This window comes from Kiloniella sp. (assembly GCF_048259265.1).
GTDB lineage: Bacteria > Pseudomonadota > Alphaproteobacteria > Kiloniellales > Kiloniellaceae > Kiloniella.
In genome coordinates this window covers 205205-227437 of record NZ_JBLXHT010000007.1, presented here as the reverse complement: position 1 = coordinate 227437, position 22233 = coordinate 205205, and the positions used below count along the sequence as shown (strand labels likewise).

General features: G+C 46.5%; 14 protein-coding genes. 7 read left to right on the top strand and 7 right to left on the bottom strand.

Going from position 1 to position 22233, the window contains the following annotated elements:
* Window positions 1-115 precede the first annotated feature (115 nt).
* Window positions 116-817, bottom strand: a complete 702-nt coding sequence (locus tag ACN0QW_RS13140) for a hypothetical protein (RefSeq protein WP_417432081.1) — start codon at window positions 815-817, stop codon at window positions 116-118.
* Between the two features lie 227 nt (window positions 818-1044).
* Window positions 1045-1992 carry a TraB/GumN family protein gene (locus ACN0QW_RS13135; RefSeq protein ID WP_417432080.1) on the bottom strand — a complete coding sequence of 316 codons (948 nt, stop codon included), beginning with the start codon at window positions 1990-1992 and terminating at the stop codon, window positions 1045-1047.
* Window positions 1993-2287: 295 nt separating this feature from the next.
* Here ACN0QW_RS13135 and ACN0QW_RS13130 point away from each other — a divergent pair, with 295 nt between their 5' ends.
* Entirely contained in the window at window positions 2288-2740 is a 453-nt protein-coding gene (locus tag ACN0QW_RS13130) for a tellurite resistance TerB family protein (RefSeq protein WP_417432079.1), read from the top strand.
* A 149-nt stretch (window positions 2741-2889) separates the two neighbouring features.
* On the opposite strand, the gene ACN0QW_RS13125 is transcribed toward ACN0QW_RS13130, so the two are convergent.
* Complete coding sequence (locus tag ACN0QW_RS13125) at window positions 2890-5049, bottom strand: PAS-domain containing protein (protein ID WP_417432078.1); 2160 nt, start codon at window positions 5047-5049, stop codon at window positions 2890-2892.
* Between the two features lie 210 nt (window positions 5050-5259).
* On the opposite strand from ACN0QW_RS13125, the gene ACN0QW_RS13120 reads away from it, so the two are divergent.
* From ACN0QW_RS13120 to ACN0QW_RS13110, 3 genes are all read left to right on the top strand, one after another.
* Window positions 5260-6027: a DeoR/GlpR family DNA-binding transcription regulator gene (locus ACN0QW_RS13120; RefSeq protein ID WP_417432077.1), complete on the top strand. Its 768-nt coding sequence runs from the start codon at window positions 5260-5262 to the stop codon at window positions 6025-6027.
* A 126-nt stretch (window positions 6028-6153) separates the two neighbouring features.
* Window positions 6154-7488 (top strand): MFS transporter, encoded by a 1335-nt coding sequence (locus ACN0QW_RS13115; RefSeq protein WP_417432076.1) that lies wholly within the window; start codon window positions 6154-6156, stop codon window positions 7486-7488.
* A 784-nt stretch (window positions 7489-8272) separates the two neighbouring features.
* Window positions 8273-10750, top strand: coding sequence for a hypothetical protein (locus tag ACN0QW_RS13110; RefSeq protein ID WP_417432075.1), 2478 nt, complete (start codon window positions 8273-8275; stop codon window positions 10748-10750).
* A 656-nt stretch (window positions 10751-11406) separates the two neighbouring features.
* Here the strand turns inward: ACN0QW_RS13110 and ACN0QW_RS13105 are convergent.
* On the bottom strand, window positions 11407-12189 hold the full coding sequence (locus ACN0QW_RS13105; protein ID WP_417432074.1) for a hypothetical protein: 783 nt from the start codon (window positions 12187-12189) through the stop codon (window positions 11407-11409).
* 199 nt (window positions 12190-12388) lie between these two features.
* On the opposite strand from ACN0QW_RS13105, the gene ACN0QW_RS13100 reads away from it, so the two are divergent.
* Window positions 12389-13828 (top strand): MFS transporter, encoded by a 1440-nt coding sequence (locus ACN0QW_RS13100; RefSeq protein WP_417432073.1) that lies wholly within the window; start codon window positions 12389-12391, stop codon window positions 13826-13828.
* 33 nt (window positions 13829-13861) lie between these two features.
* On the opposite strand, the gene ACN0QW_RS13095 is transcribed toward ACN0QW_RS13100, so the two are convergent.
* On the bottom strand, window positions 13862-14350 hold the full coding sequence (locus ACN0QW_RS13095; RefSeq protein ID WP_417432072.1) for an AAA family ATPase: 489 nt from the start codon (window positions 14348-14350) through the stop codon (window positions 13862-13864).
* A 696-nt stretch (window positions 14351-15046) separates the two neighbouring features.
* Here ACN0QW_RS13095 and ACN0QW_RS13090 point away from each other — a divergent pair.
* Complete coding sequence (locus tag ACN0QW_RS13090; RefSeq protein ID WP_417432071.1) at window positions 15047-18307, top strand: response regulator; 3261 nt, start codon at window positions 15047-15049, stop codon at window positions 18305-18307.
* 102 nt (window positions 18308-18409) lie between these two features.
* Here the strand turns inward: ACN0QW_RS13090 and ACN0QW_RS13085 are convergent, their stop codons facing one another.
* Window positions 18410-18910: a hypothetical protein gene (locus ACN0QW_RS13085; protein WP_417432070.1), complete on the bottom strand. Its 501-nt coding sequence runs from the start codon at window positions 18908-18910 to the stop codon at window positions 18410-18412.
* Window positions 18911-19026: 116 nt separating this feature from the next.
* Window positions 19027-19908 (bottom strand): 3-keto-5-aminohexanoate cleavage protein, encoded by an 882-nt coding sequence (locus ACN0QW_RS13080; RefSeq protein ID WP_417432069.1) that lies wholly within the window; start codon window positions 19906-19908, stop codon window positions 19027-19029.
* A 1057-nt stretch (window positions 19909-20965) separates the two neighbouring features.
* Between ACN0QW_RS13080 and ACN0QW_RS13075 the strand changes: the two genes are divergently transcribed.
* Window positions 20966-21940, top strand: a complete 975-nt coding sequence (locus ACN0QW_RS13075) for a homoserine O-acetyltransferase/O-succinyltransferase family protein (RefSeq protein ID WP_417432068.1) — start codon at window positions 20966-20968, stop codon at window positions 21938-21940.
* Window positions 21941-22233 lie beyond the last annotated feature (293 nt).

Genomic DNA, 22233 nt, shown 5'->3' with positions numbered 1-22233 from the left:
CTCTTTCAAGAGATGCACCACCCTTAATTCACTCTGGTGAAAAGAGGGTGGTGTCAGATTAAGTCGGAACTAATTCACTTCATTCTTAATTTATTAGCAACCTAGATGATTGATTTTACTGTTTTTGACCATTCCAATACAGACTTGGATCTAGCTTTTTCTCTCCCCACGATCCGCGAAACTCATCCAGTGCTTTATTGAACTTGAGTTCCAGCATCCCTTTGCCGTAAGTGTCTTGCCACGTACAGGCAAGTACCCTTGTTTTAATTGGATGACAGTTTGTCAGATTTCCGTGTTGAATAGTTTCGGTATCTTCGAATTCATAGGCACCAAATATTTTATTCTCAGCGGTAATGGTCAATGTCGTTGTAATGGAACTCGGTATATTGTTGCTAAGCAATTTTCCCTGATACACGCCAGCTATATCTAAGTGCCAATCGGTTTTTGCGTTGTCTCTGTTCAGACCAGCTTTGTAGTTTTTAATGGCAACTTCAAGCTCTTCTGGCGACAGGCTCATTACATTTTGATCGCCGATAAAGTGCACCTTGCATTCTAAGCTAACTTCTGCGCCGCTGCGATTTTTTTCACACCCTTTTCTGGCCCTGACGAGTGCATCGTCGATATTGGAATATCCCCATGCCCAGCCATAGGTATAGGCACCATTATTGCCAATGGCACCGACCATTGCCTTGTGATCGTCATAGGTAAGGTATTTTTGCTGATCATGGTACATGCCCGGTGGCACCGGGCGTGTGGTTTGGCAGGCAGCGACAGCAAGCAATGTTACGCCCAACGAGAGTGTTTTTAGCAACTTCATAATAACAGTCCTGAATAAAAATCTTTAGAAAATTGACTGGTTCGTAAATCGTTTGTGCGAGCAGACGACTGAAAACCAAGTTCAGACTAGAAGATTGGTATGGATAGACGTTTTTTATAGTAAATCTATTCTCATAAAACAACCATTGCGTGATGTTTGTGAGGCGTATTGTTGCTATCTTAACGAGGCTGTAATCTCGCTATGGGATATCTGCTGCTATATTCCCCTCACTGACGCTCAACTTCGTACCCCAGACGTTCCAGATACCATTGCAGGGATTGATCGCCGCCAAGGTGTCCCGCGCCGACGGCGATGAAGACGGTGCCTGATCCGCGCATGATGTCTTCGATCTGTTCAGCCCAATCGGCGTTGCGGTCGTCTAGCAAGGCGGTTTTGATGCGATCCTGTCCGTCGAAAGAGGCATTCATGAGGGTGGCAAGTTTTTCGATCTGGCCCGTTTTCCAATAGGTGAAAAGTTGATCCAGCATGTCGGTGTCTTCGACCATCTCTTCCATGGAGCTATTGAACATGGCCATATCTTCTTCGGGTGTCATGTCGCCAAAAATACGCAATTGTTGTTCCAACGTTTCCAGATACCCCAGTTCTTTACCCGCAGCTTTGGCATCTTGCCAAAGCGCTTTATCCACACCTGATTCCGGATTGAGCCCCTTGGTTTGCATTTGAATTCCGGCCAAGGTGACGGCGGTGAACCACGGGCGTAGCTCAGCAAAGTTCTGCATGGCTGTTTCGGGAATACCCAAAGAATTTAAGGCGCGGACAAAATTTTCCCGTTCTGGTGGGGAAAGCTGTTCGTAAAAGGGCGTGCCTGATTTGTTAAAGGCATGTTTCTGGAGCAGAGGAACCATGGTTTCCGGCGTGGCGTCACCGATGGGGGCTTCGATATAAAAACGATCTGCGCTATCAAATGCCTGTTTGATTTTTGGTGTCCGCCATTGCAAATTTTCGTTCTGAACATGGACTGTGCCGAATAACCAAACAACACTGTCTTCATCGGACAACTTCCAGATCGCAGGGTTGATTTTGCTATCGGCAAAGGCACTTTGTGCTGCAAAGCTGAGACCTATGATTAATCCTGTAACATGGAGGCTCGAGCGAAAGAAAGCTGTCGTTGCGGTCTTTGTTACGTGAATAATGCCCATGAAGTTCGTGCCCATGAAACTGTCCTGAATTCGAATGCTGTTTAAAAAATGATTACCAGTAGAAAGGAACGCCAGTATTTGCCGTCAAACCGTAAATTGCAACGATGAAAAACAAATGATTATCAGGAAGAATTATGTATTTTTGGGGCGACAATACGGCGGATGAAAAAGATATTGTGATGATAAAGTTTCCCGGGAAAGTAACGATTTAAATTTCTTTTATCGTTTTGCTACTGGAAGTTAGGAACAAAAGGTTCTACCTATAACACTGGGTAATGGGGATGTTAGTATAAGAGGAAGGTCTAGGATTATGTCCAGCTTGTTATTGGAAAAACTTGTTACCGAAGTGCGTCGGTATCAAAACAAAGACTTTCTACATGCAGCAATGGCAGTCTGCGCTATCACGGCCTATTCGGATGGGGAAGTTTCCATCGAAGAACGTTATTCTATTGATTATGCCATTGATAATATCGAAGCCCTCAAAACCTTTGATCCTGTACGAGCAATCGAAATTCTGGATGACTATATCTATCTTTTGAAAAGCGGCACAGAGGGCGCCAAAGCCGAGTTGTATAAAAAGATCAAAGTCTTCGAAGGGAAATACAAAAGATCCCGAACTCTGTTACGGGTGGCGCATTTGATAATCTGTGCCGATCGCGAAGTAGATCCGCGTGAACAGAAAGAATTTGCCATGCTTTGTAATCTGTTGGGGTTAGAGGCAAACAAACTCTGGCGTCAGATCGAAAACCAGAAAGCGCTTTAGGTTCGGGGGGCTAAGTATGAAAGTTTTCTGTGAATTTTGTGATCAGTATTGATATCTGATCAGATGATATCGTCTTTGGATTGTTGCGCAGAAAAAACGGATATCTTGTTGAAAGTGCTGATGATAAAGAGGTTACCTGATTAATGCGATCAACCTTTGGATGATCGTTTGTTTAGCTTATCACAAAGAAGTTCGGCATGATAAACCGGAATGGTGATGCGAAAGGTTGCGCCTGTCTCTTTATTATGCGGGTCCTTCGTGCTCAGGACGTGGATTTTGCCACCTTGATGTTCGATAAGGTCCTTGCAAAGATGCAAGCCAAGGCCACTGCCTATTTCGCCATCTGTACCTTTGGTCGAGACGTTCTCATCCAGCCTGAACAGCTTTGATATTTGATCTGGTGCAATCCCGACCCCGGTATCTGTTACTTCCAGTTCAATAAAATCGCCGTTACTGCGCGTATCTATTGTGACGGCCCCACCTTCGGGTGTGAATTTGATCGCATTGTTGATCAAATTACGGAGAATAGTGTCCACCATGTTAAAGTCGGCCAGAACAATATAGTCTGTGGGCTTACAGATAAGGGTAACACCCTTTTTGTCTGCGGCCGGGGCAAATAGAACTTTGTTGGTTTGAATAACCTCATCCAAACTCACGGGGCCGGGGGCATATTCCATCCGCCCCATTTGTAACAGGGACCATTCCAACAGATTTTCCAGAAGCTTGAAAACTTGTTCGGCGGATTGATGCACCATGGTACCGTATTCTTTTGTTTTTTCAGTGCTTAGGCTTTCGCCGCGATCCGACAGCAAGCTTGAAAAGCCGAGCAGAGCATTAAAAGGTCCTTTGAGGTCGTGGGCGATAATGGAAAAGAATTTGTCTTTCTGTTCGTTCAAGCGGGCCAGTTTATCATGGGCCTCGGATAGGTTTTCGGCCAGAAAAACAAGATCGGCGGCCTGTGCCTCCATACGAACTTCGTTTTCCCTGAACTCATTAACCTGTGCCTTCAAGCGTTCTTCACTGATACGCAAGGCTTCGTCGGCTGCTTTGCGTTCTGTTATCTCTGTTTGAATATGGATATGCCCGCCACCAGATGATTTACTGACTTTGTAGAAATAGCTCCGCCCGTTGGCGTGAACGGTTTCGCCTTCGGTGTGTATGTTTTCACGGCGTTCTTTCAGTCGCTGAGCCAGCCATGTATCAGGGTCAGATTTGGCAAGGGGGTGATCTATTTGGCCAGTGTTCAGACTGCGTTGCAGCAGTTGGGTCATAGTATATCCGGTAATATCATTCTGTGATGGCGAGGCCGGATACATTTCATGATAGCGTTTATTGGTGAACGCCACCCGTTCTTGATGGTCATACAGAATGACGCTGTCGGTAAAGTTGTCCAATGCTTCCTGTAGCATGGCTGCTTCACGTTCGCGGTTATGTATTTCGGTCATATCGGTAAAGGTGGCAATACGTCCCAAGTTATCATCTTGGTATTGTGATATTTCCAATATACGATTATTTTCTGTAACGCGAATTTTTTTCGGCTGTTGGCGCTCAATCAGAATCTCCTTGTGCCTTTTTTGTGCCAGCTTTTCGGGATCCCCTTTGCCATAGTATCCATTCTTTGCCAGATACAGCAGCAATTCAAATAATGTTATCCCTGGTTTAAATGTCCCTTCGGGGATGCCAAACAATGTGTGAAAACGCGTATTACAAATAATCAGGTGATCATCAGGGTCCCAAACGATAAATCCTAAGTTCAGCGCATTCAGAGATTTTTCCAAAAGCTCAGATTGTGCTTGGAGTTCCCGGGTTCTCCTTTCGACGCGCTGTTCAAGTTGTTCTTTTGCTTTTTGAATTTTTTGATCTGTTTTGATCTTGTCTTTGTTTGCCTTTGCCCGTGCCAAAAGTTTTTTGATCAGGATCGGGGCGAATTTCAGATATGTTTGATTTTCGTCTCGGACAATATAATCTGTGATCTCTAGGGAAATAGCCTCTAGCGCAAGGTGCTCTGACCCTTTGTCAACCATGAGAAATACCGGGCATTCCGGGTGCTTTTTCAACAGGTTTCGGGCAATGTCTTGACCTGACATATCTGGTAGATGGCAATCCGTCAGGATGATGTCAAAAGCTTGCTGATCAGCCGTGGCAAGAACAGCTTCTCCGGAAGAAACAGTTGTTACGTTGCACGATCCCAGTTCTTGTTGAGCGGGCTGAGAATGTTCCAGATATTCTTTCATGTCAGCACAACGGGCTACGCACTCTTGTGCATAGAGAATTTTAAGCATGCGCTGATTGGGGACTTTCCTTGTCATGCCGTTTGCAACTGCATTAATTATGTGCTCCTCAACAACCCCTTGTCTCATTATCAGAGAATTAAATTAACAATAGGTTTCTGTAAGTTGCCGGATTTGGGGCAAAAATTAGATTTCATAAAACTATCATTGCAATGTAATGCATAATATTGCATTTTTATGCGCAGTTAATCGTTTAGGTTTAAAATTAATCGTTTTTTACAGCTTTTTATGATGCAATCACTTGATTTAAATAACCCAGATACTCGGCAAGCACTTTTGATCAAGCGACTTGAGGTCGGCAAAACGCTTGTTGCCCGTGTCATCGGCGAAGAGTTAGGCGTTTCGCTTGATACGATCCGAAGGGATTTTATCGCCCTGGAAAAACAGGGGGTTCTCAAAAGGGTCAAGGGGGGCGCAATCCCCATGAACAAATCCCTTTCCCCAGTGGTTGTTCGTCTTCAAGAAAAAACGGATTGGCTGGTAAAGGCAGAAACGGTTTTTCAAGACCTGTTAGCGGGACAACCGAGCTTGTTTTTGGACGGTGGCACCTCGGTTCTTTTTTTTGCGCGGCAACTTCCTATTGGGTACGGAGGATTGGTGATCACGCCATCGCCTTTGGTTGCCACTATCTTATTGGAAAAGCGCATAGAAACCGTTTTGGTCGGGGGGATTTTACGTCCTTTGGGGGGCATTTCCACGGGGGCAGAGGCCATTCGTACCCTGTCGAAGTCATTGGCAGATATTGCAATATTGGGAACCTGTGGGCTGGACCCGGATTTTGGTTTGTCGGCGGATGATGTGGAAGAAGCAGCGGTCAAACAGATCATGGCCGAAAATGCGAACCGTGTTGTCGTTCTCGCGCCGGGGGATAAGCTGGGGTGCAGATCGGCGCATCAGGTCGTGCCCTGTTCTGATATTGATGTTCTTATTACCTCTGGTCTACCCAATGCTACTGCTGACTTTATGGCGTTCGAAACAGAGATACTCCATGTTTGAAGAACTCCGTATTTGGCCCAGTGTTGAACCCAGTATTGAACCCAGTATCCGATCGAATATCGCACCTTCTTACCATTTTTGTTTCTGGTCTTGTTTGGGATCTTATTTCGGGAAATTTCTTTAATCATGGCGACATTATCTCAAGACCCGACAAAACAAGACGAAATTGGGCAAGACCCAGCAAAAGAAGGCCCAGCAAAAAAAGGCCCAGCAAAAGAAGATAGGACAAAACAAGGCCCCAAAAAGGGGCGGGATCAAATTCAGGTCAAAGGTCTGCGATCTCCGCGATGGGCTGTTACGGCCATGTTTATTCTTAATGGTGCGCTCTATGGATCTTGGGCGGCACGTATTCCCTCACTCAAACAAAGCTTTGATCTGTCTGCGGGTGATTTGGGGTTGTTATTGTTACTCATGTCTGGCGGGGCGATTGCGGCTTTTCCTGTTTCTGGGGGACTGACGGATCGCTTTGGGGCGGCAAAGGTGACGTTGGTCTGTGCTGTGGTCTGTTGTGTGTCCATAGCACTGGTTGGCTATAGCCCGGTCATTATTATGCTGTCGATTGCGGTGGTTCTATTTGGCGCTGGCTTAGGGGCCATGGATGTTGCTATGAACGCCTGGGCGGCAGAGGTCGAACGCGGCTATGGCAGGTCGATCATGTCCAGCTTTCATGCCTTTTTCTCTGTGGGCGCTGGTGTTGGCGCGGGGCTTGGCGCGTTCGCGGCTTGGGAGGGAATAAGCTATGGTCATCAGTTCTTTATTTTTGCCTTGATCCTGTCGCCTCTGATTTGGTTTTCTGCATTACCGAACGTTTTTAGCCCGTCAAAAGAGCAACTGATCCCCCAAAAAGATAAGCCAGAGCCAGAAACGACAAAACCCAAAGGCCCCCGTCTTATTATGCCGCGGGGGGCATTGCTGGTGGTGGCGCTGGTGGCTTTTTCCTGTGCAGTGGGCGAGGGGGCCATGGCGGACTGGTCGGCTGTGTTTCTGACCTCTGTCATTAAGGTTGGTGAAGGACAGGCCGCGTTTGGTTATACGGTCTTTTCCATCACCATGGTTGCCATGCGCTTTGTCGGGGATCGTCTGATCATCCGCTTTGGTCCGGTGAACATCCTGCGCTTTTGCGGGGGCGCAGCACTGATCGGCAGCTCGCTCACTGCCACAGCATCGGGCCTTTGGATGACCTATCTGGGCCTTGCTCTGATGGGGGTGGGTTATTCCATCGTCTTTCCGCTGGTTTTTTCCCGCGCGGCGAACAGCAAACAACTTAGCCCCGGTGTGGCCATTGCCTCGGTCGCGACCTTCAGCTACGGCGGCCTGTTGCTCGGCCCGCCCCTGATTGGTTTTATCGCTGAAATATCGTCCCTGCGCTTTGCCTTTGGACTTTTTGTCCTGCTCGCGCTGGTCGTCGTGGTCGGGTCCGTGGCGTTCAGGCAGGGTGACGTGCGTGATAAATCCAGTTAGTTTTTAACAAATATCTGGTCTAGTGGTTTGTATCTATTGTTTGTTTACGGGGTGGACGCTTTATTCACTTTTTATTCACAACACATGAAACGCAAGCTGTGGTTTACTTATTGTCGATGGTTTTGGGAAGCCATCAACTTAGCAAGAGGTATCTGAATAGAGATAGGTTTCTGACAAGAAGTGTGAACACGTCAGTCTGTAACTTTTATATTCTCTCTCTTGGCTTGCTATTCGATAATTGGTCGTTCGGTGAAACGGTGTTTTGTAATTCCGTCCCCTTTGGGATGGTGGCAAAAGCAAAGCCCGCAGCCAACTATCGGGTTAGAGGAAGTATCTCGCATCCCTTATGGAATATGCTTTCGGGTATATATGGTTTTGACATATGCGCTTTCGGGACACACTTTATCAGAATGCTATCTGGCAAAGTTATTCTGCAGAGCGATAGCCAATAAACAAAAACCAGTAAACAGCAGGGTGCGTGAACGGCATGAACATACTGACATCATAAGACATCTCGGTGCGAGAGATGTGCCAGAATAATCCTGAAACGATAATTCAGATGTGACAATCTGGATTGGAATGTCTGGAACAGAATATCTGGAGAAAAATAAACGCTCGACAATCAGATTTGTACCATCCCCGATACAGTCATCAAAAAGCAGAAACAGGACGCTTTTTTGATGATCCAGAATTGGCAATTATTATAATTGCTTGGAAGCTGTTTCGGGGCGTCGTTGATTTCAGGTCCTCCTTTTTAAATTGAAGAATTTGGAAGGAGTTTACAATGGCTGTAAAAACGAAAGAAGGTTCCAGCAAAGCAAAGTCGTCTGACGCAAAAGCATCTGCAAAGTCCAAACTGGACACGGATGATTTTACCAACGAAGTGGTTCTTATTCAGGACGAGGAGCATCTTGATTACCTGCCCGGTATCTATAGTGATCCAGCAGAAGTTAGCGAGCTAGATTATGACGAGGTCGGCTATGATGATCTCGAATTATTTGATGATGACGGCAGTGAAGATATAGAGGCCCTGACCCCTGTACCCGGTGGGCCTATCCCCGGAATACCCGGAATACCCGGAATACCGGGACGTATTCCAGGCCGCATACCAGGACGTATACCAGGGCGTATCCCGGGCCCCCAAATCCCCCTTAATTTCTGTTCAGCGTTGAGTGGCACTTATGGCTATTCATCACCTTTTAGGCCAACACCGCACCCGTTTCCAATCCCGCGGGGGCCTTTTCCACTGCCGACACCGTCGGTCCCGGCACGGCCAGCCCGTCCGGTCGGCCCCTTTATTCCGCTATCTTTGATCAGTATAAAAGTGCGGGTGGATGTGGATCGCTTCTTTCCTCAAAACCGCATATCGATAGAGGTCAATCGGCGGTTTCCTTTCTCGACGGCCCACGCCATTGCAGAGGTCACATCAGATCGCTGTCTGGGCTGGAACCATCGTCGGGTCGAAGCCAATATCACCTATCGCGATGGCCTCAACAGCTTGATCCCGGGGAACCGAGTTATCTTTGAAGCTTCCCGTGGTCGGGGAATTGGCTATGGCACATTCAAACTCACCCTGATCGGACCGGGCAGAACGCGCCGCGTTTATCGTCTTAATTTTGAAAGCCAGCATTTTGACGAGGTTGAGTTCGAAGTTGATCGCGTATCAAATGCCAGTGCGCCGACAACCACCTATGATATAGGCTCTCACCCCAACCGTCCGGCGAACCTGCCTGCGGAAAATATTTCGATGGATACCGTCTATCGCCGTGCGGGATTTGATGTGTCCATGTCCCCGAACAGATCGGTGATCCCCACAAGCGGAGCAGGGGCCAATGGTACATGGAGCGATGCCGAAATGCACAATGCCATGGTGACATACTGGTCACGGTTCCAGAACTTGCCCAAATGGGCCATGTGGGTGCTCTTTGCTCGGCGGCATGATCAAGGGCGCGGCCTCGGCGGTATTATGTTCGATGATATCGGGGCCAACCACCGACAGGGCACGGCGATTTTCACCGACAGCTTTATTCAAGACGCCCCGGCGGGTGACCCCAATGCGGCGGCTTGGCGTCGGCGCATGGTTTTCTGGACGGCAATCCACGAAATGGGCCATGCCTTTAATCTGGCGCATTCATGGCAGAAATCCCTTAGCTATAACGGCGGTGATCCGTGGATACCGTTAACCAACAACAACGAAGCCCGTACTTTTATGAGCTATCCTTTCCGGGTATCTGGCGGTGAAAACGCCTTCTTCTCGGACTTCCGGTTCCGCTTTATGGATGAAGAGCTGGTGTATATGCGTCATGCCCCCCGCCGTTTTGTGCAGATGGGTAATGAAGACTGGTTCTCTAACCACAATCTGGAACAGGACAGCAGCCTGCAAAGTGGTAACTTTGATCTGGAAATTAGACCGAACAAGTCTGGCAACAGCTATGATTTCCTGGAACCTGTATCCCTTGAACTCAAGCTCAAGAATGTGTCGGATCAGGCCGTGGAAATCGAAGAGGATCTGTTGGAAGACGGGCGTCATATCACGCTGTTTGTGCAACGCAGCGAGGGGAAAACCCGCAAGTGGCGGTCACTTTCCACCCATTGCCATCATGAACACACAACCGATCTGAAACCGGGACAAGCCATTTACGGATCGCACATGGTCAGTGCCTCTACCGATGGCTGGACCATTGATGAACCCGGCTTTTATAACATTCAGGCCGTGATTGATGTGAATGATGAAATCATCAGCTCTAACGTGCTTCGGGTTTACGTGAACCCGCCGTCATCCATAGAGGAAAGCAAACTGGCGCCGGATTATTTCACCGAAGACGTGGCACGGACCGTCGCTTTTGCAGGGGCACCGTCACTGGATAGTGCCAATGATGTGCTGCGTGAGGTTGCGGCACGCTGTGCCAATAACCAAGCGGCCCGTCACGCCAATCTAGCCCTGAGCGGCCCGATGCTTCGGAACTTTAAGGTGCTAAACGGTGCAACCGATAAGGCAGAGCTGGAAATCAAGACCATCAACGCCAAAATCGACCAAGGGGCAAAGGCACAAACCGCCGCCTTGATGGATGATCCCGACAGCGCCGCCGATACTCTGGGCCATATCCGCTATTTCGGTATGCTGAACCAACTTGCCACCGCACTGGAAGACAAAGGCGATGACAAGGGTGCAATCAAAGTCCTGAAATCAGCCGTCAGCACCATGAAAAAACGTCAGGTTCTCGACAGTGTAATCAAGGAAACCGAAAAGAAACTAAAATAGTCCTCCCCATATTCCTATTTTGGGAGACTGTTTTACCGGAACTGTTTTGTGACGGTGTATTGAAACCGATTTGATTGGGTGGATATAAAAAGAGGCCCTGTTTATCTCGTACTGAGAACGACAGGGCCTTTTTTCTGTCGGCGTTATTTCGGCAAACTGTTTGGGGCATAGCCAAAATTCAGATGGCGAGATGAATGAAAACTGAAACACCAACTTTGTTTAGGACTAACGGCGTACAAGCAGATTGGAACGCTTATGAAATCCCAAAGAGTGGTAGGAAGGAACGAGGAGTCCATTCGGTAATTTTCCATAAGAAAATAATCACCGTAAAGAATAACAGGACCGCTCAGATTATACTTATCAATAATTCGGGTCGTAAAATCCCGGCTTTCTTCCATACGGGTTGGGATTTTGACCAGATAATGCTCTGAATTCGGAACGATCTCCCAATGAATTTCCTCTACTCTTCTGGGGAAACCCATGTGATCAAAATGATGATCTATTGAAAGCTGATCCTTTTCATCAACAATCTCTATGTCACCCGTTTTGAGGTGAGCGTCTATTTTTCGTGGAGCCTTTTTGCAATAAACTCGTCATTGGAAATCATTTTTTATGCTCAATAATTAACAAAGATTGGGATTAAATTAAGTAGAGTTTTACCATTTTTTAAAGGCTGTAATTAACCAAGTTTCTTTTTTATCATACCTCATCAAACTTAAACGAACTAATTCATTTTTAGTTTCTATTGTTGCTCTTCTTTCACCAAAATCGCCATCAAATCTAGTGAGCTTACCCTTTGCTAAAATTTCAGGTAATCGTTCTCTAACAAAAGATTCATCGTTAATTCCATCCTTCTCAGTTCTTTGCTTGATAATATGTTGCAGACCTGCTTTTGAATCTCCAAAATCTATAGATATCTCGCCAAGATCTTCTCGGAAGACTTTGCCTTTTGATGAAGTTTTTGTTTCCAAGACCTTGGCAATTTCGCTTCCAATCTCTTTTACGGAAGATGTCGAACGTTTGTGGAAAGGTGTTCTTGCGCCATTCATGTTAAGAATGGCGGCGCCTCTTGTTGTTGCTTTGGGAACGGCTGCACCAGAAAGAAAGCCACCGCCAGTTAAATTGAATGCGGCATCGACGGTATCTTGATGTGTAAAGCTCCCACCCTCAAGGGTGTGACCCGGAAGAGTGAAAGTTTTTGCTAAACCATAAAGTAGTTCTGGTGCGGTCCAATCTGTCCAATCAATTGGTTCTTTTTCACCTGCCAAGCTCCCTGCTGGGGTGGGAATGAATCCCGCTCTTCGAATTCCGGGTTCGAGACCAAACATACGCTCTACTTTTTGTTCCAGTGGCGTTGGTTGGTAACGAGGTCGTTTCGCTTTTTGAACAACTTTGGGTTTACCATAAAGCTTTTCAGCATGATCAATGACCTGAACCATCTTGATGTCCTTTGCAATAGGGAGGCTTTAAGGACTATCGCTGATGGGCTGCGTTACAATTCATTACGATTTGTCTTAGCTATTCATGCCCAACTTATCTCTTGTGATAACGATCTCTTTGCCCTTAGAGTCAAAAGATATTTTCTATATACAGGCAGAGGGAACAGGCCTGTTTTCACGATACATAACGGACGATTTTATGGGGCTGGCGGCGCAAGCATTTTCTCGGGTTAAAAAAGACAATCCCATCTATCTTGTTGGTCTCGGGCATGGGGCGACGCATTGGGTGATTGCGACCTTTTATTTTCTGTTGCCCTTTATGGCGCAGGATCTGGGGTTGAGCTATGTAGAGGCCGGATTGTTTGCCTCTGTCTTTTCCCTGGCCTCTTTCGGGGCGAATGTCTTTAGCGGGCCGCTGGTGGATATTACCGGGCGTCGGGTTTTGTGGCAGGTGGTATCCCTCTTGGTGGGGGCTGTGGCGCTTTATGCCATGGGGGCGGTGAGCCTGTATCCCTTGCTGGTGCTGGCGATGATTTTTATCGGGATGTCTAATAACTTGTGGCATCCGGCGGCGATATCTTATCTGTCCCTGCGTTATCCGGATCGGCGGGGCTATGTGCTGTCCATTCATGCGCTGGGGGCTAATCTGGGGGATGCTGTCGCGCCTGTGATTATGGCCCCCGTCTTGGCTGCCTTGAGCTGGCGCGCGACGATGGAGGCAAGTATTGTTGTGCCGTTGGTGGTTGCTATGCTGTTGCTCTTTTTTGTTGAGCGGGTTGGTAAGGCCTCAGGGGGAATTACTGGGAAGCCTGAAACTCAGGGTGGTTCGCACAAGCAATCTTCCATTTCCGAAACCAAACAAGACCAATCCAAACAGGGCCAATCCAAACAGAGAGAGTATTTAGCATCGGTAAACTCGGCCCCGCAAAACGACGAACATGCGCTGAAAGAACACGTACCTACAAGCAGCCCGGATAAAAACAGGGATAAAAACAGGCTAGATATAGATCACACGAAGCCAGACAGAGACCATTCCCAGAGTGAAAGAATGAAGGGGCGGGATTATCTCGCCGGGGTCGGGGCTTTGCTTAAGAACCGCGCGGTGATGGTGCTGTGTTGCATGTCCGGCTTTCGCAATATGGCGCAGACGGGTTTACTGGTGTTCTTACCGCTCTATCTGGCGAATGACTTAAAGTTGTCCCCTTTTCAATTGGCACTGGCGCTTTTTGCCTTTCAGGCTGCGGGACTTGTCGCGGCACCCGTTGCAGGGATCTGGTCGGACCGGATCGGGCGGCGTCCGCTGGTGGTCGGGGGGCTGGGCATTACCACGGTTATGCTGATCCTGTTGACGTTGATTGATAATACGACGGTTTTTGTGGCGGGCATTGCTATGCTCGGCTTTGGGCTTTTTGCCATTCGCCCCGTGGTTCATAGCTGGCTGATGGATATGACACCGCCGCATATGGGGGGCACTGGGACCTCTGTCCTGTTCGGGGTACAGTCTGCCATGACCACCTTTGCCCCTATCATTGGCGGGGCCTTGGCTGATCGTTACGGCTTGATATCGGCCTTTTATTTTCTGGGCGTTACCTTACTGATTGCTAATTTTCTGGTGTTGTTTATCCCCAAGAAAAGCTGACCCAGTCTCTTTAGAATTTCCATATAACAGCCATCAGACATGCAAAATAATGTTAAGCCCTTCATCCTTTTTGGGCGGCACAAAATAGCTGGTGATGACGTCAAACTCTTCGTCGCTGGGGGCGAATTCGTGGGACCCTGATGCGTTGCGCGCGTGTAGGCGTTCTTTGCACAGGTCATTGCTGACGTCCAGATAATGGAGCTTGTTTTTCACCTTGGCGCGGGTCGCAATGCCCAGCATCCATGCGCGAATGTCTGGTGTGTTGGCGGGAAAGTCGAGCACGACGGATACCCCGGCCTGAAGCAATTGTTGCAGGTGGTCTTCCATAATACTGCGCAAACGGCCCGAACAACGCACATAGTCGGGAATGGTATTGATTTCTTCGGGATAAAGCTGGGACAACCAGGTGTCTTCGTTGATCAGAATAACTTTGGGGTCAATCGACAGGTCACGTGCGAGTGTTGATTTCCCTGCAGCGATTTTTCCACAGACAAGATGAAGCGTTGGGGTGAGGTCTGTCATGGCCCTAATCTTTCCGTATGAATTGGGACTGTTCCGTGATTATTGGCACGTTTGTTACAAAGTCGTTCTTGTCAATACAGTGACATGCTTTGTTAACGATCTGCTGAATGAAAGACTAGGCCCTGAAACGGTAAATTACAATACAGTCCTGCCATCTTCTTTTTCTAATCTATTGATTAGCATGATGATTATTTGTGCTTTGCCTAATGGATCAGATGTGTCTTGCTAAACGGGAATGCCAAATGGAGCCAGATGAGCTCAGACACCCCTAGACGAACCCCTGTAAAATGTGTGGATCATCGCGCCGCATTTTCTATTGATGATTTTTCTGATTTGGGTATCATCGTTTCAACGCGACAAAGGTGTATCATTGGCTCTCCTTGGGACTTTTTGCCTGAATTTATTCATTGAGAACTCTAATTTCCGCAAAACCACAATCGATTATTTTGTCAAAAACATGCCCTTGGAAAATGTAGTTGAATAAAATCTTTTGGATCTTGAGAATTTCAACGGCTTTAAGCTCTATGTAATAGAAATAATTAAATATTTTCAGAGTAATAAAAATTAACGAATTGTATTTATACTGTATTTTAGACACTAACGGGTTGTGTGTATCGCAATTATGGTGTTCCAGAAGTGTGGCGATCTAAAGCGGTAAGGTATGGGTTGTATTTATAAGGTGGGATTTAGGTATCAATGAAATTAAAGCATCTGTTGGTTACTGCTTTTTTACTGATTTCGGTTGTGCCATTTATCTTGAGCTTTCAATACTATATCCAGCATTCATCAGAGCAGTATCAAAAACAGATTGAAGAAAATTTATTTGCGGTTTCTCTGATCGCGAAAAAACGTGTTCTGGCCGTTGTTGATCGGGTGCGGGATAACACAGCGTTGATTGCCAGCAGAACCCAGATGCGGATCAGTCTGGATAAGTGGAACAAGACCAAAGAACAGCAACACAAAGATAAAATTACCAAGATCCTGAAAGATGCTCAGGGGAATATGAGCAGATTGGAAGCTATAGAAGTTTTTGATCTCGCAGGAAAAAAGGTCGCGACGACGGACCCAGAAGATACATCTGTTTCAGGTACATCTGATCATGTGTTTGTTATCCCGGAAAAGGACTATACGGTCCGCGTGATCAACAAGGGGGATGGTGTTGTTCAAAGTGCTGTTCGGCTCATTCAGGACGGTCGCGCCATTGGGTATATATCGGTAGAATTCAAAGCTGATTTTTTATCTGATTTAATCGAAGATAGAAGTGGTTTGGGATTAACAGGTGAATGGTTGATTGCGGTTCGGACCAGCAATGGTGATGCGCTTGCAGTTGTACCGTTTCGGCATGACCCCGATGCAGCTTTTAACCGTAAAGTTAGTAAAGAAAATATCCAGACGCCGATTACACAGGCATTATTGGGAAATGAAACCATTCTACGGGGGGTAGCGGATTATCGAAATAAGCCTGTTCGAGCATTTACACGCTTCATTCCAGAATTTGAATGGGGCCTGGTTGTGAAAATAGACGAGGCAGAGGTCAATGCATCTTATGATAATGCAAACCAATCTTTAATTTGGCTGGTGGGGCTTGTTGCGTTGATTTGTGTCGTAGCGGGATTTGTTGTTGCCTATTTTATTGCCCGTCCCATTGATCATCTGAAATTAATGACGAAGCGCTTGGCATCCGGGGAATTTGATGTTCCGCCTGTGACCAAAGGTTGGCAGGAAGCAAAGGAACTTTCGCAATCTTTTCGAGATATGGCAGGGTCGCTTGAAAATTTAAACGAAAACCTTAATGAACTTGTCTTTAAACGTACGGATGATTTGAACCAAGCTAATAAAATTCTGGAAGATAAAAACAAAACGCTGGATGCGTTGGCAGTAAAAGAACAAAAAGCCAATAAGGTGAAATCAGAGTTTCTGGCAAGTATGAGCCATGAAATCCGTACACCGATGAACGGCATTATCGGTGCGACAGGATTACTGCTTGATACAGATTTATCGCCAAAACAATACAGTTTTGCCGATACAGTGATGAAATCGGCCGATGCTTTGTTGAGCTTGATAAACGACGTGCTGGATTTTTCAAAAATTGAGGCCGGAAAACTGGATCTGGAACTCATTCCTTTTGACATGCAACAGCTTGTCGAAGATGTGGTCGATCTGGTGATGCCCAAAGACAAAGATGACGATATTGAATTTTTGGTCAGTTTCCCACCAGAAATGGAACGTTTTGTCGTCGGTGACCCCGGGCGTATTCGGCAAATTCTCCTCAATCTTTTGAGCAACGCCATCAAGTTTACCTATCGGGGGCATATCTTTATTCGCGTCCGTTCGGAAGAGATGGATAACGGGCAAATTAATTATGAATTTGAAGTCAACGATACCGGGGTTGGTATTGCCGATGACAAACAGAAATTGATTTTTGAAAAGTTCTCTCAGGCTGATGCCTCGACGACCCGTCATTTCGGTGGCACGGGTCTTGGGCTGTCAATTTGCCGGGATCTGATTGCCTTAATGGGCGGTCAGCTTTCAGTTAAAAGCGAATTGGGCAAGGGATCTTGCTTTAGCTTTAATATAGAACTTGGGCGACAGGAAAAACTGGTCGCATCGAAAGAAATTGCAGCTATCCAAGCACAGGAATCTTTGGAAGGTCTTAAATTGCTGGTGGTGGATGACAGCAAAGTGTCATTGGAAATCGTCAGGGAACAATTGGCAGATCTTGGTATGGAAATACATCAGGCCGGTACAGCGGAAGACGCATTGGCTCTTCTGCGTGATGGCACGGCCCAGCCTTATGATCTTTTGTTATCTGATTATTGCATGCCGGGAATGGACGGGCACGATCTTGCGCGCGAAATTCAAACCGATTCAAATATTCAAGCGCCACAGATGGTATTGATGTTGTCTTCGCCCGAACGTGGCGATGGTAAGTTGGTCAAAAATCTTGGCTTTCGGGGCTATCTGACGAAACCCATTTTTCCCGGTATTATTCGTTCTACCCTTGCCGCAGTCTGGTCGACGCGGGACAAGGCCGAAGAAACCCCGCTCTTTACTCGGCACAGCTTCCGCGAGGCTGAACTTAAGCAAGAAACAAACCTTAATTTCAAAGGAGTGCGGGTTCTGCTTGCCGAGGATAACCCGATAAATCTGATGATTGCGACAAAAATTCTGGAACGTTACAAGTGCCTGATTACGCCCGCTGGAAATGGTAAAGAAGCCTTGGAGCAGCTGGATCAACAGCAATTCGATATCATCTTTATGGATTGTCACATGCCAGAAATGGATGGCTTTGAGGCAACCCGAAAAATTCGCCAGCTGGAAGATGATCGTAATACATTGCCGATCATTGCTTTTACCGCCAATGCCATGGCGAGCGATCGTCAAAATTGTCTGGATGTTGGTATGGATGATTTCATTTCCAAGCCAGTGCAAATTGATGATTTGGAAAAGGTATTACAAAAGTGGGTCGTTGACCGCAGATCTGATGTTGGGGGCAGGGCATCGAAAGACGATAATCTCAAAGCTGAAGCCCCAGTAAAAAGTAATCCAGAAGAGGTTAAATCTTCTCTTGGCCAATCTGAAAAAGGTGAGCAACTTGTCGATTTTACTGAAATTGAATCCCTGAAAGAAAAAATAGGGGACAAGGTACTCCCGATTATCGAATGCTTTGTTGAATTCGCGGTTCAGACAGCCCCGAAAATGCAACAGGCGCTGGATGACGGGGACGATGCAACCATAAAATCAGCTGCGCATTCGTTCAAGCCGATTTGTTTTGAACTTGGGGCAACAGGCTTGGGCAATCAGGCAAAAGAGATCGAAGCACTGGTGCGGAACGATAACGCAGAACAGGCTTATGCGTTAATCCCTGACTTTATCCGAAGCTGTGATGACGTCGCAGAAACCATGCGAAATTATCTGAATGAAAATCAGCCGGAACCTGATGAGAAAATAGCCTAGTTCTCGGCACAGATCTACTTTTTTACAGGTCCTGAGCGTTGTATAATTTCTTTTATAATTTCAACGAGATTTAACCCACAAGAACGTTAAGTTCAGTGCACTCTAATCATTAAACAGATAGGGCACGACAAATTGTTCTCTCTGATCTTTGACGATCTTTCCAATTTCATCTTGTTCTTTGGATAACAGAATTTTCAGCGTTAGTAATTTCGGATTATCACGGATTTCAATAATCTGATAAAGCGGAAGTTCTGCTTGTGGCGGACCGCAATAGTCACCGAGCGATAGTTCGCGTGTCTGGTGAACTTTAACGTTCAAATTGGTAAGTTCTTTTTTCAATCGTTTTACCGGTACGATCAAAAGATAAAGTGATACAAGAACAGATATCGGTGCCGAAGCAATCAAAATAATGGGCGCAAAAAGAGCCGGGGCAATAATGCCAATCATGAAGATTGCCCAGTACCATGCAACACTCACTTTCTCTTTTAACAATCTGCGTGCTTTGATCAGATTAGCAATTTCTTCTTTTGAGACATCAGCTTTTGAAGCATCGACTTTTGCATTGTGGAGAGTGGGGGCAGTCGCACGTTGCTCGTTTTGCATTATCAAGTCCTGATCGTCTGAGAGAAGTAGGGAGGCGAAGGTGCTTTTACGGCATTAATTTTTGTGGTCTTAGTTTTTCGGCCTTAGTTTATCGGGCTTCTTTAACGGGGTTAATTTTAAAGGCCTAATATCTTTCTGGCTTCGTCTGGTGTGGCCAGTGCGCCGCCCAGATTGTCGATGATATCGGCTGCTTTTTCGACCAGTTGGGCATTGTCACGACAAGGCTCACCCTTGCGGATTTGCAGATTATCTTCCATGCCGACCCGTACATGCCCGCCCAACAGGAAAGACTGGGCAAGGATTGGGAATTCATGGCGTCCAATGCCAAAAGCGGCCCAGACGGTGTCTTTGGGGATTTGCGATACCAGATACATCAGACTTTGCGGGGTGGGTAAAATGCCATACCGCACGCCCATGACAATCTGCATCATGGTTGGGGCCTTCAGAATGCCTTTGTCCAGAAAATCGAGCGCCATGTTGAGATCACCGACGTCAAATAGCTCAATCTCAGGCTTGGTTCCCGCGGCATAGATACGATCTGCCATAATTTCCACATTACGCGGTGTGTTGATCACCACGGCTTCCCCCGACCACATGGTGTTGAAATCAAGCGTACATATTTCGGGTTTCAGCTTTTCTACATGCGCAACACGTAACTCTGGCCGACAGAGGGTACTGCCGGGTGCCGCGACTTTTGGATCGTCTTGCGACGGCACAAAACGGCCGCCTTCACCCGTGGTCAGGTTCAAGATCACGTCCTGATTTTGCTGACGGATCAACCCGACCATTTCTTCATAGAGATTAAAATCCATGGACCCTTTGCCCGTCTGTGGATCGCGCACATGCAAATGCACAATGGCCGCCCCGGCCTTTGCCGCGCCCAAGGCGGCATCAGCGATCTCTTTTGGGGTAATGGGCAGCCCGGGATGCTGTTCCGGCTTGGTCAGGTTCCCTGTAACGGCACAGGTAAGAATAGTTTTCTTTTGTGTTTTGGGCATGAGGGGTGTTTTAGAGATAAGGAGGGCTCTGGGGCGTGGAAATGTTGTTTTTATTGTTTCCACTCTGGCCCAAACGATGAGGGAAAACAAGAAATTATCAGGCGAGAAAATAAGTGGTTTTAAGCGTATATAATCTTAACGATAAGATGAGCTGTAATAGAGGTAACCGTTATCAAGGATAAAGGTTGTTCTATCCTGAAGATTATTCGGATTGTTGTATGCTCGTGAGCTTCTGGATTTACAGGCGGGATTTTTACCTATGCCTAGCTTCTTATAAGTTAACGAAGTTATTTTACTCATATTTTTTTTGAACCATTTTCCTGTTTTATCTATGCGTAGAAAGCCATGCTCCGCACAAGATTGAATGATTTTATCTGACTGTTCTTTGGGAATCTTGAGAAGAATTCTAGTGTGCCCGCCAAATATACCGTTGTTATTTTCTGATAACAGGACCTCGTATTGGGAAAATTGCAAAGCTGGGTAGCTGGATTTGACAGCATTTCCTGGCTCGCTTTTTATGTAATCGGTAAAAACAAAAACACTAGTAGCCGTAATAATAAATAGAACTAGGTACCCACAAATTTTTATACTCCTCTTCAGAGTCCCTTGAGGTGTATCCAGTATTACAGCGATAATGCTTAGGATAATCAGCAGGCTAACGAACATGAAAAGCAAGATGGTTTTGAACTCCTTTACACCTTTTTACTGTAGAAAATGTTACTTTATTATCCTGTTTGGCTTATCCCATTTGAAAGGCAGAATTAAGACCTGCTGGATAATCCACTCAACAATTCTTAGTTTGTGTTGGTGATTTTATTCAGGATCGTTGCTTTCTTTATAACTACGAACGATTGATACCTCACTATTGTTACTCTCATGCCAGATTAGTGATGAACTGCGATGGAAAATTGTATTCTATTATTTACTCCTTTTGGGTAGGGTGGACTTGATTTGAGTATGAACGATCTATATCAATTTTAGTTTATGTCACGTTTGAAGTGTTACTGTCGCGTTAAGCTATCACGCAGACAGGTTTACTCATTAAAGGATTGTTGGTTTGCCTATTGTTATTACAGCGAGTGAAGCTCATCCCTTTTTGCCGTCGCTTGGGGATCCCACGGCGATCGCAGAGGAAAAAGCGCTACATCAGGACATTCGTCCGCTGGAAATTGCAATCCTGAACTTGATGGCAGACAAACAGACAACAGAGCTTCAATTGGCCCGTTGGTTGGGACACACGCCGCTACAGGTTAGGCTCACCTTTGTGACGACGGACAGCTATGTGGCCAGTGTCAAGGCGGGGCATAAATCCAAATCCACACCAAGCGAGCACATCAGTAAATATTACAACGCTTGGAGCGATGTGAAAGATCGCAAGTTTGACGGCTTGCTGGTCACGGGCGTCAACTTACTGGATGCAGATGTCACAAGCGAGGGTATCTGGGGTGAAATTCAGGAAATCTTTAGCTGGTCCAAAACCAATGTGCTGTCGTCCATGTACATTTGCTGGGCTGGCTTTGCCGCCATGCGTTATTTCCACGATATCAAGTGTCACAACGGCAAGATCAAGACGCTGGGTGTCTTTGAACATGGGATAGAGGAAGACAGTGCGGACCTTTTGTTTGGTTTGCCAGACCGATTCCCGATCCCTGTGGGACGTTGGCAACGCTTGCACCGGGATAAGGTAGAAGGCTATGAACCGCTTGAGCTTGTTTCCTGTACCGACGAAGGGGATATTTTTCTCGTGGCAGAGAACAAAGCCTTCAAAAAGGGGTGCAAGACATATCCGCGTCGGATCTATATGTTCAATCACCCTGAATACGATACGGATACGATGAAGAAGGAATTCCTGCGCGATCGCAAGTCATTCCCCGATCTGCCGATCCCGCCGAACTACTTCCCGGATGATGATCTCGAAAAGACGCCGATTAATACCTGGCGTTATACCGCCGCAATCTATGGCAACTGGATCAAATCACTCTACGAAGCGACCCCCTATGATATCAATGATATCCCCGAGGCGTGTGAATAGTTGAGAAGACAGGGGCTAAGTAGAATTACTTACCCAGGTTGAGGGGTACATAATAACGCATTGAGGTTATTATATTCTCTTTGGTTCGTTCCGACGTATTTGGCGAGGAAATTATCTGGTTATCTCGGGGTGCGTGTATGTAGCATCCTCCAAAACTTGACTCTTTCCTGTCTATACATGATAACCGCGCAGTCTTTTTGGTTGGATTTATGGTTTGTTAACCGTAAATGATGTGTGTTTCCCAAAAAGCTGGTCTGTCATCGAACAGGCTGAAAGTCGGCCCCATATTGTTT

What these genes read in the sequence shown, in the direction of transcription:
- ACN0QW_RS13085 (WP_417432070.1), bottom strand. Translation starts at nt 18,910, where the DNA reads ATGCAAAACGAGCAACGTGCGACTGCCCCCACTCTCCACAATGCAAAA.
- ACN0QW_RS13115 (WP_417432076.1), top strand. Translation starts at nt 6,154, where the DNA reads ATGGCGACATTATCTCAAGACCCGACAAAACAAGACGAAATTGGGCAA.
- ACN0QW_RS13125 (WP_417432078.1), bottom strand. Translation starts at nt 5,049, where the DNA reads ATGACAAGGAAAGTCCCCAATCAGCGCATGCTTAAAATTCTCTATGCA.
- ACN0QW_RS13100 (WP_417432073.1), top strand. Translation starts at nt 12,389, where the DNA reads ATGGGGCTGGCGGCGCAAGCATTTTCTCGGGTTAAAAAAGACAATCCC.
- ACN0QW_RS13090 (WP_417432071.1), top strand. Translation starts at nt 15,047, where the DNA reads ATGAAATTAAAGCATCTGTTGGTTACTGCTTTTTTACTGATTTCGGTT.
- ACN0QW_RS13120 (WP_417432077.1), top strand. Translation starts at nt 5,260, where the DNA reads ATGATGCAATCACTTGATTTAAATAACCCAGATACTCGGCAAGCACTT.
- ACN0QW_RS13105 (WP_417432074.1), bottom strand. Translation starts at nt 12,189, where the DNA reads ATGGTTCAGGTCATTGATCATGCTGAAAAGCTTTATGGTAAACCCAAA.
- ACN0QW_RS13110 (WP_417432075.1), top strand. Translation starts at nt 8,273, where the DNA reads ATGGCTGTAAAAACGAAAGAAGGTTCCAGCAAAGCAAAGTCGTCTGAC.
- ACN0QW_RS13095 (WP_417432072.1), bottom strand. Translation starts at nt 14,350, where the DNA reads ATGACAGACCTCACCCCAACGCTTCATCTTGTCTGTGGAAAAATCGCT.
- ACN0QW_RS13135 (WP_417432080.1), bottom strand. Translation starts at nt 1,992, where the DNA reads ATGGGCACGAACTTCATGGGCATTATTCACGTAACAAAGACCGCAACG.
- ACN0QW_RS13140 (WP_417432081.1), bottom strand. Translation starts at nt 817, where the DNA reads ATGAAGTTGCTAAAAACACTCTCGTTGGGCGTAACATTGCTTGCTGTC.
- ACN0QW_RS13130 (WP_417432079.1), top strand. Translation starts at nt 2,288, where the DNA reads ATGTCCAGCTTGTTATTGGAAAAACTTGTTACCGAAGTGCGTCGGTAT.
- ACN0QW_RS13080 (WP_417432069.1), bottom strand. Translation starts at nt 19,908, where the DNA reads ATGCCCAAAACACAAAAGAAAACTATTCTTACCTGTGCCGTTACAGGG.